Annotated in this window: 16 protein-coding genes and 1 tRNA gene; 9 read left to right on the forward strand and 8 right to left on the reverse strand. The window is 65.1% G+C overall.

Annotation, left to right across the window (positions count from 1 at the left end; genetic code table 11):
- Positions 1 to 81: 81 nt before the first annotated feature.
- The 3 genes from EY713_RS05170 (at position 82) to EY713_RS05180 (ending at position 1733) form a co-directional block, all read left to right on the forward strand.
- Complete coding sequence (locus EY713_RS05170; protein WP_131113873.1) at positions 82 to 402, forward strand: PepSY domain-containing protein; 321 nt, start codon at positions 82 to 84, stop codon at positions 400 to 402.
- Between the two features lie 40 nt (positions 403 to 442).
- On the forward strand, positions 443 to 1171 hold the full coding sequence (locus tag EY713_RS05175) for a general stress protein (protein ID WP_131113874.1): 729 nt from the start codon (positions 443 to 445) through the stop codon (positions 1169 to 1171).
- Positions 1172 to 1295: 124 nt separating this feature from the next.
- Entirely contained in the window at positions 1296 to 1733 is a 438-nt protein-coding gene (locus EY713_RS05180) for a response regulator (RefSeq protein WP_131113875.1), read from the forward strand.
- A 36-nt stretch (positions 1734 to 1769) separates the two neighbouring features.
- On the opposite strand, the gene EY713_RS05185 is transcribed toward EY713_RS05180, so the two are convergent.
- Positions 1770 to 2612, reverse strand: coding sequence for a helix-turn-helix transcriptional regulator (locus EY713_RS05185; RefSeq protein WP_131113876.1), 843 nt, complete (start codon positions 2610 to 2612; stop codon positions 1770 to 1772).
- A gap of 97 nt (positions 2613 to 2709) precedes the next feature.
- Between EY713_RS05185 and EY713_RS05190 the strand changes: the two genes are divergently transcribed.
- Positions 2710 to 3603, forward strand: a complete 894-nt coding sequence (locus tag EY713_RS05190; RefSeq protein WP_131113877.1) for an SDR family oxidoreductase — start codon at positions 2710 to 2712, stop codon at positions 3601 to 3603.
- 24 nt (positions 3604 to 3627) lie between these two features.
- On the opposite strand, the gene EY713_RS05195 is transcribed toward EY713_RS05190, so the two are convergent.
- Genes EY713_RS05195 through EY713_RS05215 form a run of 5 tightly spaced genes read right to left on the reverse strand, consistent with a single transcriptional unit; the run spans position 3628 to position 8153 of the window.
- Entirely contained in the window at positions 3628 to 4335 is a 708-nt protein-coding gene (locus EY713_RS05195) for a GntR family transcriptional regulator (protein WP_131113878.1), read from the reverse strand.
- A complete protein-coding gene (locus tag EY713_RS05200; RefSeq protein WP_131113879.1) occupies positions 4332 to 5273 on the reverse strand; it encodes a dihydrodipicolinate synthase family protein in 942 nt (313 codons plus the stop codon). Before EY713_RS05200 ends, EY713_RS05195 begins: the two co-directional genes overlap by 4 nt.
- Complete coding sequence (locus tag EY713_RS05205) at positions 5270 to 6439, reverse strand: NAD(P)/FAD-dependent oxidoreductase (protein WP_131113880.1); 1170 nt, start codon at positions 6437 to 6439, stop codon at positions 5270 to 5272. Before EY713_RS05205 ends, EY713_RS05200 begins: the two co-directional genes overlap by 4 nt.
- Complete coding sequence (locus tag EY713_RS05210) at positions 6436 to 7863, reverse strand: NAD(P)/FAD-dependent oxidoreductase (RefSeq protein ID WP_131113881.1); 1428 nt, start codon at positions 7861 to 7863, stop codon at positions 6436 to 6438. Before EY713_RS05210 ends, EY713_RS05205 begins: the two co-directional genes overlap by 4 nt.
- Positions 7863 to 8153: a (2Fe-2S)-binding protein gene (locus EY713_RS05215; RefSeq protein ID WP_131113882.1), complete on the reverse strand. Its 291-nt coding sequence runs from the start codon at positions 8151 to 8153 to the stop codon at positions 7863 to 7865. Before EY713_RS05215 ends, EY713_RS05210 begins: the two co-directional genes overlap by 1 nt.
- Before the next feature lie 149 nt (positions 8154 to 8302).
- Here EY713_RS05215 and EY713_RS05220 point away from each other — a divergent pair, with 149 nt between their 5' ends.
- Genes EY713_RS05220 through EY713_RS05235 form a run of 4 tightly spaced genes read left to right on the forward strand, consistent with a single transcriptional unit; the run spans position 8303 to position 11235 of the window.
- A complete protein-coding gene (locus tag EY713_RS05220; RefSeq protein ID WP_131113883.1) occupies positions 8303 to 9112 on the forward strand; it encodes a transporter substrate-binding domain-containing protein in 810 nt (269 codons plus the stop codon).
- 29 nt (positions 9113 to 9141) lie between these two features.
- Positions 9142 to 9816, forward strand: a complete 675-nt coding sequence (locus EY713_RS05225) for an amino acid ABC transporter permease (protein WP_131113884.1) — start codon at positions 9142 to 9144, stop codon at positions 9814 to 9816.
- Positions 9816 to 10511, forward strand: coding sequence for an amino acid ABC transporter permease (locus EY713_RS05230; protein ID WP_131113885.1), 696 nt, complete (start codon positions 9816 to 9818; stop codon positions 10509 to 10511). Before EY713_RS05225 ends, EY713_RS05230 begins: the two co-directional genes overlap by 1 nt.
- Positions 10483 to 11235 carry an amino acid ABC transporter ATP-binding protein gene (locus EY713_RS05235; RefSeq protein WP_131113886.1) on the forward strand — a complete coding sequence of 251 codons (753 nt, stop codon included), beginning with the start codon at positions 10483 to 10485 and terminating at the stop codon, positions 11233 to 11235. Before EY713_RS05230 ends, EY713_RS05235 begins: the two co-directional genes overlap by 29 nt.
- Positions 11236 to 11387: 152 nt before the next feature.
- Here the strand turns inward: EY713_RS05235 and EY713_RS05240 are convergent.
- Positions 11388 to 11464, reverse strand: a tRNA-Arg gene (locus tag EY713_RS05240).
- Between the two features lie 242 nt (positions 11465 to 11706).
- Positions 11707 to 12123 (reverse strand): DUF4174 domain-containing protein, encoded by a 417-nt coding sequence (locus tag EY713_RS05245; protein ID WP_131113887.1) that lies wholly within the window; start codon positions 12121 to 12123, stop codon positions 11707 to 11709.
- A 113-nt stretch (positions 12124 to 12236) separates the two neighbouring features.
- Between EY713_RS05245 and EY713_RS05250 the strand changes: the two genes are divergently transcribed.
- The gene (locus EY713_RS05250) at positions 12237 to 13235 is read left to right on the forward strand and encodes an MBL fold metallo-hydrolase (RefSeq protein WP_131113888.1); all 999 of its coding nucleotides are present in this window, start codon (positions 12237 to 12239) and stop codon (positions 13233 to 13235) included.
- The last annotated feature ends 245 nt before the right edge of the window (positions 13236 to 13480 follow it).

The raw sequence follows: 13480 nt of genomic DNA on the forward strand, positions 1-13480 counted from the left end.
GGAACCTTGCGGTTGCTTGGCTCTTCTAAGGCTATCGAGCGTCCCGAAACAGGATGCTCATCCTCATGAGGAAGTCGACAAATGAAATTCGCGACGTTCGTGCTCGTCAGCAGCCTTTTCGCGACAGCCGCTTCGGCCCAAACCGCAACCACGACGACGGCCCCTCAGGATGGCAACAGCAACCAGGCTGTCGCAACCACCGGCGCCAATGCCATGCAGCCCGCCAAGGGCGCCAATTCCTTCACCGAAGGCCAGGCGCAAGGCCGCATCGAGAAGGAAGGCTTCACCAAGGTCACGGCTCTCAAGAAGGACAATGACGGTGTGTGGCGCGGCCAGGGCATGAAGGGCAGCGCCAGCGTCGGTGTCTGGCTCGATTACAAGGGCAATGTCGGCCAGCAGTAACGTCGAGCCAAACTCCCCATTGTTTTAAGGATAATTCATCATGCGAATGATCGCTCACAGCTACGATACCTACGACCAGGCGACGCGCGCCGTTACGGCGCTCGAGGCAGCCGGCGTGCGGCACGACGACATCAGCCTCGTGTCAGGAGACAAGACCCGGTCCACCGCACCTGCGGTTACGGATGACACGACGCAGACGACCGCGGCCGGAACGGGCGCAACGGCCGGGACGATCCTGGGCGGTGGCGCCGGCCTGCTGGCGGGGATCGGCATGCTGGCCATCCCGGGAGTCGGGCCGGTCGTGGCGGCCGGTTGGCTCATCGCAACGCTGACGGGTGCCGGTGTCGGCGCGGCGGCGGGCGGCCTGCTCGGTTCGCTGACCGGCGCGGGTATCGACGACGCCGATGCCAAGACCTACACGGACCATGTCGGTCGCGGCGGGACGCTTGTGACGGTTCGGACCGATGATGCCATGGCGTCACGCGTCGAGAGCATTCTCGAGCATGGCGAGTTGCGCGCCGATATGACGGCTCCGATCGCTCCGCTTGGGGTTGACGCTGGTCTTCGTCCCGGCATGACGACCCGCCCGATCAACCGTCCCCTGACCGGCGTCGCGGGAGATGCCTTTCGTGACCGCACGATATCGGACATGGACCGTGACGACCTAACGTCACGGCCAAATCCGGTCCGGGACAATGCCGCCACGCGCGCGGTCGACAACACGCTTGGCACGAACGTCAGCGGCGAACACCCGACCCGTAAGCTCTGACGATCACGCCGACGGAGGGCGCAAAGCGTCTCCCGTCGGCGACCCGTCCGATATGAGGCCAGCCGCTGACCGTCAGCGGTTATGCCTTTTCGGCTCGTGATGGGCACGCCGCTTGAGGACAGCCATGACCTTCTCCGATGACGTTCAGCCGACGCGCTTAGCCGGCTTCCGGGTTCTTGTCGTCGAAGACGAGATGCTGCTGGCTGTCGAACTGATCGACGAGTTGCAAGAGCTCGGCGCAATTCCGATCGGCCCGATCGCAAGTCTTCCAGAAGCCCTTGCGGCGATCGAGAATACGGCGATCGATCTCGCCATGCTGAATGTCCATTTGCGCGGGCAATTGTCATTTCCGGCCGCAAAAGCGCTTGTGGCGCGCAACATTCCATTTGTCTTCGTGACGGGCAACGATACGTTCGTGCGTCAACATTTCCCGCAGGTTCCGGCGCACCAAAAGCCCTATGAAATGGCGCAGATCGTCGACGCGCTGGAACGCCTGATGAAGGAAGCGGCGGCTCGCCGACCGGCCGGCCCCGCCGAGCAGCAAGACCCGGACCGCACCTGAGTTCGGTAGTGCTGCCGCGTCGACGAACCAGCGTCGTCAGGATGCAGCGGCCGCGCTCACATGATGGGTCGCGATGAGGCTGCGGATCCGATCGCCATCGGCGACTGAGACAGGGTTGTAGACGATCATGCTGAGATCCGGCCGCGCGTCGACCGCGAAGGTGGAATAATCCATTTCGATCGCACCAAGGGTCGGATGCTGGAGCCGCTTCACACCATCGCCATGACTTCGAACTTCATTATCTTGCCAAAAGACTTTGAACTCGGGGCTCAGTCGACAGAGGTCCTGGACGAGATCGGCGACTTCTGAAACGGCTCCGGCGCGTGCCGCATCGGCCCGGAAGGCCGCGACCACGAAACGCGCCATGCTGTTCCAATCCGGTTGCGCGGCGCGGACCTTCGAATTGCTGAACATGATGCGAAGAATGTTGCGTTCGCTCGGCGGCAGCTTGCCATAATCGGTCAGAACCACGGCCGCAGCGTGGTTCCACGCGACGACATCCCAGGTTGCGCTCTTGATCAGCGCGGGACTGACCTCGAAGGCATCGATAACGCGCTGCAAACGGGGCGTCACGCCTTCGCCGGGCGTGTAACGCACCTCGGGGGGACGCCCGAGCCCGAGCATGAAGAGGTGCTCCCGCTCGATGTCGGTCAGCATCAGGCCGCCGGCAATCCGGTTCAAAACATCGGCCGACGGCGCCCCACCGCGTCCTTGCTCCAACCACGTGTACCAAGTCGGGCTGATGTTGGAGCGTTGAGCGACCTCCTCCCGGCGCAGGCCTGGCGTGCGACGGCGCCCTGAGAAACCCAAGGCGATGGGATCGAGGCGCGCGCGACGATCCTTGAGAAAATGCCCCAGCAGATTATCGGTTTCGGGCATGGCGATCCTATTGATGATTATACCACGATAAGGTCACTACTTTAACAGGATGAAGGGTCAGCCGATAGAGGAGACGCACTCTCATCGGAGACTTCCAATGCGCGTATTTCTCACCGGCGCGACCGGCTTCATCGGATCGGCCATCATCCCGGAACTCATCGGCGCCGGCCATCAGGTGCTCGGACTGACGCGGTCGGATGCAGGAGCCCAGGCTCTCGCGATCGCCGGCGTCGAGCCGTATCGTGGGGATCTGAACGACCCGGCGAGCCTGCGACGCGGCGCGGCCGAGGCCGATGGCGTCATCCACTGCGCCTTCGACCATGACTTTTCCAACTTCCTGGCGAATTGCGACAAGGATCGACGCAACATCGAGGCTCTTGGCGCCGCACTCGTCGGATCCGACCGCCCCTTGGTCATCACCTCGGGCACCGGCATGGGGAATGCGGTGCAGGGCGAGCCGGCAACCGAAGACGCCTTCAATATTAATCACCCGAACCCCCGCAAGGCTTCGGAGCTGGCCGGTGCGGCCCTGTCGGATGCAGGCGTCAACGTGTCGGTGGTGCGCCTTCCCCAGGTGCATGACACGGTCAAGCAGGGGCTCATCACGCCCTTGGTGGCGCTCACCCGCGAGAAGGGCGTCTCGGCCTATGTGGGCGATGGACGCAATCGCTACCCAGCCGCGCATGTGCTCGACGTCGCGCGCCTTTACCGGCTCGCGTTGGAGAAGCGGGAGGCTGGCGCTCGTTATCACGCGGTGGCCGAGGAAGGCGTGTCGGTCCGCGCGATCGCGGAGACGATCGGTCGAGGCTTGAAGGTGCCGGTGGTCTCGCTTTCGCCGGACGAAGCGGCGGCCCATTTCGGGTGGCTCGCGATGTTCGTCGGTCTCGATCTTTTGGCCTCGAGCGCGCTCACGCAGAAGCGGCTCGGATGGCACCCGACCGGCCCCGACCTCATCACCGACCTCGAAAACATGGACTACGGCACGGCTTAGCCCCGCCCGAGAGCGGTCGAGGCGTCAGCCGCGCGATCGCCGCCGGTGCGAGGCGCCGTCGCGGCCGCTCACGACATCCAGGATCTCGGCCGCGACATTCCGCAGATGCGTCACCATGGCGGCCCGCGCGCGGCGGGCGTCGCCACTTTCGAACGCCGTAAGGATATCGAGATGTTCGGCCGCATCGGCCGCCACGCGTCCGGCCGGGCTCGTCAATTCGAACAAGCGCGTGGTGACGCGCAGCGACCGGATCATGCGAACCAGAACGCCGTTACCGAGGACCTCGGGAAACAGCAGATGGAGCCGATCGTCCATCTCCCAATGGGCCGTATCCTGGACGCCGAGCGAGCCCAATCGCGTGATCCCCTCGCGCAAGCCGTCGAGCGTCGATTTTGGCACGCGTCCGATCGCGAGTTCGATCGCTTCGGCCTCGAGCAATTCGCGGATCTTCAGCGCCTGGAAGAATTCGACCGGTTGCACCTGCCGCACCACATAGGAGCGCGACCCTTGCTTCACGAGCAGACCCTCGGCGGCGAGGCGTAGAATCGCCTCCCGCATCGGCGTGCGCGAGATGTCGAGTTGCTGCGCGAGGCGCCCTTCGACCACCGAACTGCCGCCCGGCAAGGTCCGCGTGAGGATCATGCGCCCGAGCTCGTCGTAGGCGCGTTCGGCGAGACTCGCGTCCGGGTCTGGGGTCTGGAGCGTGACGCCTAAAGGCTCACCGGCCCTCATGCGGAGGGCTCGATCAGCCCCGACGTTACCAGCGCGTCGCGAAGATCGGCGATCTCGACCGCCGACAAGCCGGTGATCGGGGCGCGGGTCGCGCCATTCGACCAGCGTCCGAGCAGCACCATACAGGCTTTCAGGCGAGCCGTCGCCAACCCGCCCGGCGCAACCCCGTAGATCGCGTTGGCGAGGGGCTGGATTCGCTCGTGCAGCGCGCGCGCCTGGTCGAGATCGCCACGGCGCACGGCGGCCTCGAGCGCCACGATCTCGTCCGGCATCAGAGCCGCAAGGCTGACGAGGCTCCCCTCGGTGCCGATTACGAAACAGGAGAGCAGATGCTCGTCTCCCGATGCCATCATCTCGACATGGGGCGCGATGCGTTTGACCAGCCGGCGGTTGCGGTCATAAGCGTTGCTTTCCCAACTGCCTTCCTTGATCCCGACCACGGAGGGCAGACAAACGAGCTTTGCGAGCACCTCGGGCCGATAGGCGAGCGCCGATGCGACACCGGCCTGATAGAGCATGAGCGGGATCCCGGACGCCTCGGCGATGCGGGCGTGGTGCGTCACCGCCATATTGTCATCCTGTGAGAGCGCCCAGGAGAATGGCGGAAACACGAGAACCGCATCGGCGCCGGCCTTGGCTGCGTCGGCGCCATGCTGGGCCGCCTCGTCGCTCGATTCGCAGAGGACGCCCGAGACCACGATATGGGTTCGCCCGATCGTCTCGACCGCGATCTCCGTCACGCGTCGGCGCTCCTCGCGGCTGAGCAGGAAATTCTCCCCCGCATGCCCGTTGCACAGCACGCCAGCGATCCCCGGCCCTGCCGTGACGGTGCGGAAATGCGCCGCCAGAACCGCATCGTCGATCTGGCCGTCGGCACGGAACGGCGTGAGCGTGGCGACATAGATCCCACGGAACGGGTGAGCTGCATTCGGGATCACGCTGTTTTCTCCAGAGGGTTCGTGATGTCGGGTTGCCCGACTGGGTCCGGAAGGATGAGCCGGGCGGGGTCAAACAGGGGCATCTCGGGCTCGCGACCGAGAATCCGTTCGGCCAGCAGCAGCCCCATATAGGGGGCGCTCGTATAACCCGAATGCACGCAGCCGATCACATAGGCGTCGTCGATGCCCGGAAGTGCGCCGATCATCGGCATGGCGTCGGCGGTCTCCGATTCGAGGCCCAGCCAGATGCGAAGAATGCGGGTTTCGGCGAGGGCCGGAATCGCGTGCCGCGCCAGGCGGACATTGCCGACGAGATTATCGGGATTGGCTTCGACGCCGCCGCGTTGCGGATCCCCGATGCCCTGCCAGCCGCCGCCGATCAGCACCGAGCCATTCTCGAATTGCTTGAGCGATAGCAGGCCGTTGGCGATGCCGACGACGCTTCGCATCACCGGACGCATTCGTTCGGTGACGATCAGCTGATTGACCAGACATTTGACCGGCACGCGCAGGCCGATCCAGGCCAGCATCGTCTCGAGCCAGACCCCGCCCGCCAACACCAGCCGCTTGGCGCGGATTTGCCGGCGTCCTCCAACGAGAATGTCGAAGCCCGCCCCGTGCCGGTGGATCGCATCGACCGGCGAGTGTTCCATCACCGTGACGCCGGCAGCCAGCAGGGCCTGCCGATAAGCCCGGCCGGTCAAATAGGCCGTGACATGGCCATCGAGCTCGCAATATGCGGCCGCGATGACGCCCGCATTGAGCCCGGGCTCGATCTGACGGGCTTCGGCCGGCGTGACGAGCCGGATCGGCGCACCCATGGCGGAGCGGGCCGCCGCCCGCTTCTCCAGCATGTCGTGCTCGGCTGGCGTGAAGGCCAGCGATAGGCCGGGCGCCGACCGGGCGCCGACATCGGAGCCGAGCCACTCGGGCGCGTCGATCCATAACTGGCGCCCCCGCATCGCATAGGGGATGAGGGCGGCGCGCGTCATATGCAGCGTGAGGGTTCCGGCATTGACGCCCGATGCCTCCCGGCAGACGTCGCCGCGATCAATCAATGCGGCCGTCATGCCGCCACGCGCGAGATGGAGCGCAACGGTGGCGCCCATGGCGCCCGCGCCGATGACGGCGACATCGACGGTGCTGGACTGTTGCGCCTCGCTCATAACGGCGCCGGTGGTGGGAGGATGAGGTCGGCATAGGCCACATCGCCGGTCAGCTGATCGAGGGGCAGCGGGCGAAACGGCGAGCGGCCGGTGAAATGACCGACGGTGTCGCGCGAAGCGCCCGCGCGCACCAGCAAAGCGCCGACGATATCGCCGCAAATGCGCCCTTGGCACGGCCCCATGCCGCACCGCGTCCAGGCTTTCACCTGGTTTGCGGTGGCTGAGCCCTCGCGCATCGCAGCCTCGATCTCGGCGCGGGTGACATCTTCGCACCGACAGACGATGGCGTCGGGCGGAATGGCGTCGATCTGGCCGGGCCGCAGCGCCATCAGGCTGGCCATCGCGCGGCCGAAGCGACGGGCGCGGGCGGCAGCGGGTTTCAGCTTGGCGCTGATCCGCTGATGCTCGGACGCCGGAAGAGCACCGAGATCGCGCGCGACCGCGAGCCCCGCGAGGCGCCCGTCGGTTGCGGCCGCGGCCGCTCCGGCCAGTCCGGCGCCGTCACCGGTCGCGAACAGCAGCGGAATGCTGGTTCGACCCTCGGCGTCGGTCAGCGGCAACCAGCCGCCGCGCGCGTCATCGAACAGATGTTCGGCCCGCAGCAGTCGCGTCACATCGGTCGATGGTGTCAAGCCGTGGCCGACAGCCGCGGCATCGACCGTAAAATGTCGTTCACGACCGTCCGCGATGGGACGTCTCGCGGCATCGACAGGCCCGATCACGATATCGAGGCGGCCATCGGGCATGGCCTCGGCCCGCCGCACACCTTGACGCGTCAGGAGCGGCACTCCGGCTGCCATGAGGCGGCTCACCCAGGCCGTGCCGCGCGCCGCCAAGTCCGGACGCGCCAGGAGGGCGGGACCACGCGACAGCCAGTCTCGGCGCGACGATAAATCGACCACGGCCGCGACGTCGCCGCCCGCCTTCAGGATCGCAACCGCGACCGCCAGCAGCAGCGGGCCGCAGCCCGCCACCAGCGTTCGACGTCCCGGCAGCATGCCCTGGGATTTCAGGAGGATCGTGGCCCCCGCGAGGCCGGTGACGCCCGGCAGAGTCCATCCCGGGAACGGAACGACCCGTTCCTGCGCCCCCGTGGCGGTGACGACGGCGCGCGCGCGCCAGGAGCGCGGGCCGTCTGGCCCAAGGGCGTCGACTCGGAACCCGGGCGATATGGACCAGACCATATGGTCGAACACGACGGTCACCGGGCTTGCTGCGAGGCGGGCCCGAAGCGCGTCTCCGGTCTTGCGCTCGGGCGACGCGCTGCCGCCCGAGAAGGCGGCCGGGGGAGCGCGATAGACCTGGCCGCCGGCGGCGGGCGCTTCATCGACCAGCGTGACGGCCAATCCGCAGGAGGCGGCCGCGAGGGCGGCTTCGATGCCGGCCGGCCCTGCGCCAATGACGAGAAGGTCGGGCGAACCCATCACGCGATCGTTCCCGACATCACCTGCATGCCCTCACGCACGATGACACGGCAGGCGGGGCGGCGGACATGATCGACCACCACGGTACATTCCTGGCACAACCCCATCCAGCAGAAGGCTCCGCGCGGCTGCGCGTTTCGTGGGCTTGCGCGCAAGATGCGGATGCCGGCCGCCAACAATGCGGCCGCGACGGACTCGCCGGCATAGGCCGGAACCACCACGCCATCGAAGCTGAACGCGAGAGGCTCACCGCGCTGAATGTCGGCGGCACGAAGGGAAACCGAGATCATGGCGGCAGCCTCATGGTGGATTGACTTTCATCCATCTTGGTGTTTGTTTCGCGTCCGAACGGTATACGATACGTACACCGTTAAAGGGGTTGGCGCAACCTGTCTGCCAGACTGGCACGATCGGACGGCGCATAGGAGAGGGTCGAACCATGAGTGCCTTGAAGATCATTTGCGGATTGGCCGGCATGGCCTTGGTTGCCATGTCTCCCGCTCCGGCGTCCGCCCACAGCCTCGACGATATTCTGTCGGCCAAGAAGCTGGTGGTGGGCATCAACCCCAATCTGCCGCCACTCGGTCGCTTCAACGACAAGAACGAGATCGAAGGCTTCGATGTCGACGTCGCCACCAAACTGAGCCAGATGCTCGGCGTCGACGTCTCGCTGGTCCAGGTCAACTCGGCCGACCGCGTGCCGTTTCTGGTGACCGGCAAGGCCGATATCGTGCTCGGCGCCCTTACGCGCACACCGGACCGGGCCAAAGTGATCGATTTCTCGCTGCCGATCCAGACCGAGGCGATCAGCGCCATGACGCTGAAGGACAAGCCGTTCAAGACCCTCGCGGATCTCGACTCGGCCGACGTTCATCTGATCGAGGTGCGCGGCACGACCCCGGTCGAATATGTCAAGACCCACATGCCGAAGGCGCAAGTCACGTTGTTCGACAATTATCCCGATGCAGTGCGGGCGCTGTTCCAGGGACGCGGCGACGCGATCGTCGACGTGGTCGACTACATCGGTCCCTACACCAAGACCTACAAGACCGAGACGCGGATCATCCTCGATAGCAAACCCGACGTCGATTACGATTGCATTGGCGTTGCGCACGGCAACGATGCGCTGAAAAGCTGGCTCAATACTGCGGTGTTCCAGTTGCAGACCAACGGCTTCATGGCGACCACCTACAAGAAGTGGTTCGGCATCGACATGGTCTATCCGATCCCGGTCACACCCTATTTCTGAGGCTTCGTTCGTGAAGGCGTGATCGACCCATGCACTACGTCCTGCAGTATAGTCAGATCACGCCTTATCTGCCCTATTTCCTGGGCGGTGCCCTGATCAGCCTTGAACTCAGCGTCCTGGCTTTCGCCGGGGGTGCCGTCCTCGGCCTCTGCGGCGCGATCGCCCGCGACCAGGGCGGTCCTCTTCTGTCGCGCCTCGCCAGGATCTATGTGGCGTTTTTTACCAACACCCCGCAGCTCGTGCAGATCTATGTGATCTTCTTCGGCCTGCCGGATCTCGGGGTGCTGTTCTCGCCCTTCGCCGCAGTACTGATCGGCATGACGCTGAATGCCGGCGCCTATCTGACCGAAATCTTACGGGCGGGCCTCGCCTCCGTCCATCAGCAGGAACTCGACGCGGCCGAAACGCTCGGCATGAACCGGCTGCAAACCCTCCGGCATGTCGTGCTGCCGCATATTTTCCGCGTCGTGCTGCCGGCGCTCAGCAACCAATATATTCTGATGACGCTCGGCACCTCGATGGCGGCGGTCTTCGGGGTCGAGGAACTCACCGGCCGCGCCTATAACGTGAATTCGACGACGTTTCGCTCGATCGAGGTCTTCACCACGGTGGCGGTAATCTATGTCGCGATCACCTTCGCGGCCACACTGCTTCTGGCGGTCGTCGGGCGACTGGCGTTCCGAGTCCGGATCAAGGTGCTGTGATGTTCAACGATATCATCGCGCAGATCCCGCAAGTCTTTACATCGTACAATTTGATCCTGTTGGGCGAAGCGGCGCTGACGACGTTGCTGCTCTCGGCCGTCGGGTGCCTCGTCGGCCTGGTAATCGGGTTTCTGGTCTCGCTCGCGCGCATGTCGCATGGCTGGCCGCTGCTGCCGATGCGCGTTCTCGCCGGCTTCTATGTCGAGATCGTGCGGCGGGTGCCGTTCCTCGTCACGCTCATGCTGTTCTTCTTCGGCGCGCAGGTGCTCGGTTTCGATGCATCGCCGCTGACGATCGCGCTGATCGCCACATCGGTCATATCGACCGCCTTCGTGGCGGAGATCATCCGGGGCGGTCTCGGGGCAGTCAATCAGAGCCAGATCGAGGCAGCCACCGCGATGAATTTTTCGACCTGGCAAACCTTGCGGCTAGTGCGGCTGCCTCAAGCCTGGCCGCTGATCCTCCCGCCGGTCTTCGGTTATTTCGTCCTCTTCATCAAGGATACGGCGCTTGCGTCGCAGGCCGGCGTTCTCGAACTCACGCAGGCCGGCAAAATCCTCAACACCAAGGGCTTTTCGGCCTTTCTGGTGTTCGGCGCCGTGCTGCTTTTGTACTTCCTCATCTCATACCCCTTGGCGCGCCTCGGCGGCCACCTGGAGCATCGCCTTGGCGCATCTCGACATCCGCGGACTTAGCGCGCGCTACGGCAAAGTTGCGGTGCTCGACGGCATCGACCTGTCGGTCGAGCGCGGCGAGATCGTCAGCCTGATCGGCCCGTCGGGATCGGGGAAGAGCACGCTGCTTCGGGTCATCACGGGGTTGCTGCGGCCCGAGCACGGCGGCGTCACGCTCGCCGGTCAGTCGATCGATTATGCGGACCGACGCTCGCTCAAGGCGGCCCGCGACCGCATGGCCATCGTGTTCCAGCAATATAATCTGTTCGGCAACATGACGGTTCTCAAAAACGTCACCGTGGCGCCGGTCACGATTAAGAAGCGGGATCGGCGGGAGGTCGATGCCGAGGCGCGGGCCCTGCTCGACAAGGTTGGGCTTGGCGACAAGCTGGACGCTTATCCCGACCAATTGTCAGGTGGCCAGCAGCAGCGGGTCGCCATCGCCCGCGCGCTCTGCCTGAAGCCCGATCTCCTGCTGCTCGACGAAGTAACCTCGGCGCTCGATCCCGAGCGTGTCAGCGAGGTGCTGGATACGATCCGGTTGCTCGCCTCGGGGCAGATCACGATGTTGATCGTGTCGCATGAGATGAGTTTCGTGCGTGACGTGTCGCACCGCGTCGCCTTCATGGCCGACGGCAAGGTCCAGGAAATCGGACCACCCGACCAGATCTTCGACGCCCCGACAGTGACCCGCACCCGCGACTTCGTCGGAAAGATTTCGCGACGATCGCCCAACCCGGGTTGATCACTCGGCGGGCGTTGGACATCGGGAGCCTGGATTGCAATCCAATCGAGGCGCCGCACGGAACGATTGGAGCGACCCAGCACGGACCATCGCCCGCCAACACAGGCGTCGACTCTCGTTAGAAGCGATCGACGATTGCTATATGTCGAATTTGGCGCGCCCGGAACGATTCGAACGTCCGACCCTCAGATTCGTAGTCTGATGCTCTATCCAGCTGAGCTACGGGCGCGCATGCCGCGAGGGGCAAAACGATCCGGAAACAGATCGTAGGCCCGACCGGATCGGTCAGGCTGCAGTGACGGTCGTGTACCCAATCCCAATCGGCTTGGCAACCCGCATTTAAGGTTCCTGGCCCGATCGACCCGTCATGTCAGGCAAAAAGACCGCCTCGTCGGCAGCATGGCCGAGCAAGCAGTCGCAAACGAGTTGCAAGCCCGTGTCGCCTCCCGGCGAGCGCCGTCGGTTAGATCGTCACGGCTGACGGGCCGCTTCGTCCCGGCGCATGGGCATCGCGTCGATCGTCGGAAACAGAACGTCGGGGCCAAGCGGCGTCTCGGACGACATCTTCGTGCCGCCATCCTTACCGATCAGCAGCACGCGAAACCCTGCACCATCGACTTCGGCGGCCGCCCGGAGGGCTCGCGCCTTGGCGCCGTCGCCCACCGCCTCGACGAGCGCGAGATCACGCTCCGCGGCGCCCTTCTGCATGGCCCGGAACATCGTCTTCTGCTCAAGCAGTTGCGGATCGTCCGCCGAAGGAGCCGACACCAGCAGAACACGATGCGTCCATCGATACGGCGCGAGCGGATTGGCTGCCGCACCGGCTGGGGAAATGGCCGCCACGAAGGTCGAAGCCGTCAAAGCGGCGATCAGAAACGTCTGGGTCATGGTCGGGTCCCTGCGAAACGAGATCATGGGATCAACGCCGCCACGGCTCCGATGTTCGCTTGCCCGGTGTTTTGCAGTGCACGCGGCCCCGCGACCGCGCTAAGATCGGGACCATGCAGCTTCCCGCACCACTTCCCCATCCGCGCTCCGACCATTTCGACGGATCGCATTTTTTCAATCCGGGCGTCGATACCGACAAGACAGCCGCTGATCTTTTGCGCTGGAGGCGGACCGGACATCGGGCGTTATGGCCCGCCCATCGGGACAATCTCCCCTACCCACCCGCACCATCGCGCATCGATGCCGGCGAGGTCGCCGTGACATTCATCGGCCATGCGAGCGCCCTGATCCGAACCGCGGACTGCACCATCCTGGTCGATCCCGTCTTTTCTGAGCGGGTGAGCCCGATCAGCTTTCTCGGGCCGAAACGGATCCGCCCGCCGGGCCTGTCGATCGACCAGCTGCCGCCCATCGACCTCGTTCTGCTCACCCATAACCACTACGACCACATGGATCTGCCGAGCCTCCGCGCGTTGCGGACGCGACCATCTCCCCGCGGCAAGCGGGTTCCCATCGTGACCGGCCTCGGCAACGGGGCCTATCTGGCGCGCAAGGGCATTGCGGGCGCGGCCGAACTCGATTGGTGGCAGGCGATCGGGCTTCGCCTGAGCGTGTCGATCACGTTCGTGCCGGCGCAACATTGGTCGAGCCGCTCCCTGAGTGACCGCCGCCAGACGCTCTGGGGCGGCTTTATGATCGAGAGCGGAGCGAGCCGCATCTATGTCGCAGGCGACAGCGGCTATTGCGGCTGGTTCTCGGAGATCCGCCGGCGCCTTGGCGAGCCGGATGTCGCGCTGCTGCCGATCGGCGCTTACGAGCCGCGCTGGTTCATGCAGAGCCAACACATGAATCCGGCCGAGGCCGTTCGGGCCCATCAGGATTTGCAGGCTCGCCACAGCATCGGGATGCACTTCGGTACGGTCCAATTGACCGACGAGCCGATCGACGAGCCGCTTCTCGCCCTTGGCCAAGCCCGCGCCGAGGCGGGGCTCACGATCGATGACTTCACGACCTTGGACGTGGGTGAAACGCGGGTCATCCCGCCGCGCTGAGACGCGGCCTCAAGGTGCATCGGTCACGCTCCGTTGCGTCTCCGGCAGGTTTCTGCTATGGCGCTCTTCTGTTGCTGTTACGCCGTCCCGGCTCCATCTTTGGGATCGGGCCGTTTCGGTTTCGAGACGACCAACCGCCTGCCCTCGCCGGCCCCGCGCCGGCCCGCCCTTTTGGGGCGGAGGATCGCTCCGATAACGGACGATCGTCGGCGTCGACAGGCACCCTGAAACACCAACCCGGCCGG

The sequence above is a fragment of the Lichenihabitans psoromatis genome (assembly GCF_004323635.1).
GTDB classification, from domain to species: Bacteria; Pseudomonadota; Alphaproteobacteria; order Rhizobiales; family Beijerinckiaceae; genus Lichenihabitans; species Lichenihabitans psoromatis.

What these genes read in the sequence shown, in the direction of transcription:
- EY713_RS05220 (WP_131113883.1), top strand. Translation starts at nt 8,303, where the DNA reads ATGAGTGCCTTGAAGATCATTTGCGGATTGGCCGGCATGGCCTTGGTT.
- EY713_RS05250 (WP_131113888.1), top strand. Translation starts at nt 12,237, where the DNA reads ATGCAGCTTCCCGCACCACTTCCCCATCCGCGCTCCGACCATTTCGAC.
- EY713_RS05215 (WP_131113882.1), bottom strand. Translation starts at nt 8,153, where the DNA reads ATGATCTCGGTTTCCCTTCGTGCCGCCGACATTCAGCGCGGTGAGCCT.
- EY713_RS05225 (WP_131113884.1), top strand. Translation starts at nt 9,142, where the DNA reads ATGCACTACGTCCTGCAGTATAGTCAGATCACGCCTTATCTGCCCTAT.
- EY713_RS05170 (WP_131113873.1), top strand. Translation starts at nt 82, where the DNA reads ATGAAATTCGCGACGTTCGTGCTCGTCAGCAGCCTTTTCGCGACAGCC.
- EY713_RS05245 (WP_131113887.1), bottom strand. Translation starts at nt 12,123, where the DNA reads ATGACCCAGACGTTTCTGATCGCCGCTTTGACGGCTTCGACCTTCGTG.
- EY713_RS05195 (WP_131113878.1), bottom strand. Translation starts at nt 4,335, where the DNA reads ATGAGGGCCGGTGAGCCTTTAGGCGTCACGCTCCAGACCCCAGACCCG.
- EY713_RS05205 (WP_131113880.1), bottom strand. Translation starts at nt 6,439, where the DNA reads ATGAGCGAGGCGCAACAGTCCAGCACCGTCGATGTCGCCGTCATCGGC.
- EY713_RS05210 (WP_131113881.1), bottom strand. Translation starts at nt 7,863, where the DNA reads ATGGGTTCGCCCGACCTTCTCGTCATTGGCGCAGGGCCGGCCGGCATC.
- EY713_RS05175 (WP_131113874.1), top strand. Translation starts at nt 443, where the DNA reads ATGCGAATGATCGCTCACAGCTACGATACCTACGACCAGGCGACGCGC.
- EY713_RS05190 (WP_131113877.1), top strand. Translation starts at nt 2,710, where the DNA reads ATGCGCGTATTTCTCACCGGCGCGACCGGCTTCATCGGATCGGCCATC.
- EY713_RS05185 (WP_131113876.1), bottom strand. Translation starts at nt 2,612, where the DNA reads ATGCCCGAAACCGATAATCTGCTGGGGCATTTTCTCAAGGATCGTCGC.
- EY713_RS05230 (WP_131113885.1), top strand. Translation starts at nt 9,816, where the DNA reads ATGTTCAACGATATCATCGCGCAGATCCCGCAAGTCTTTACATCGTAC.
- EY713_RS05180 (WP_131113875.1), top strand. Translation starts at nt 1,296, where the DNA reads ATGACCTTCTCCGATGACGTTCAGCCGACGCGCTTAGCCGGCTTCCGG.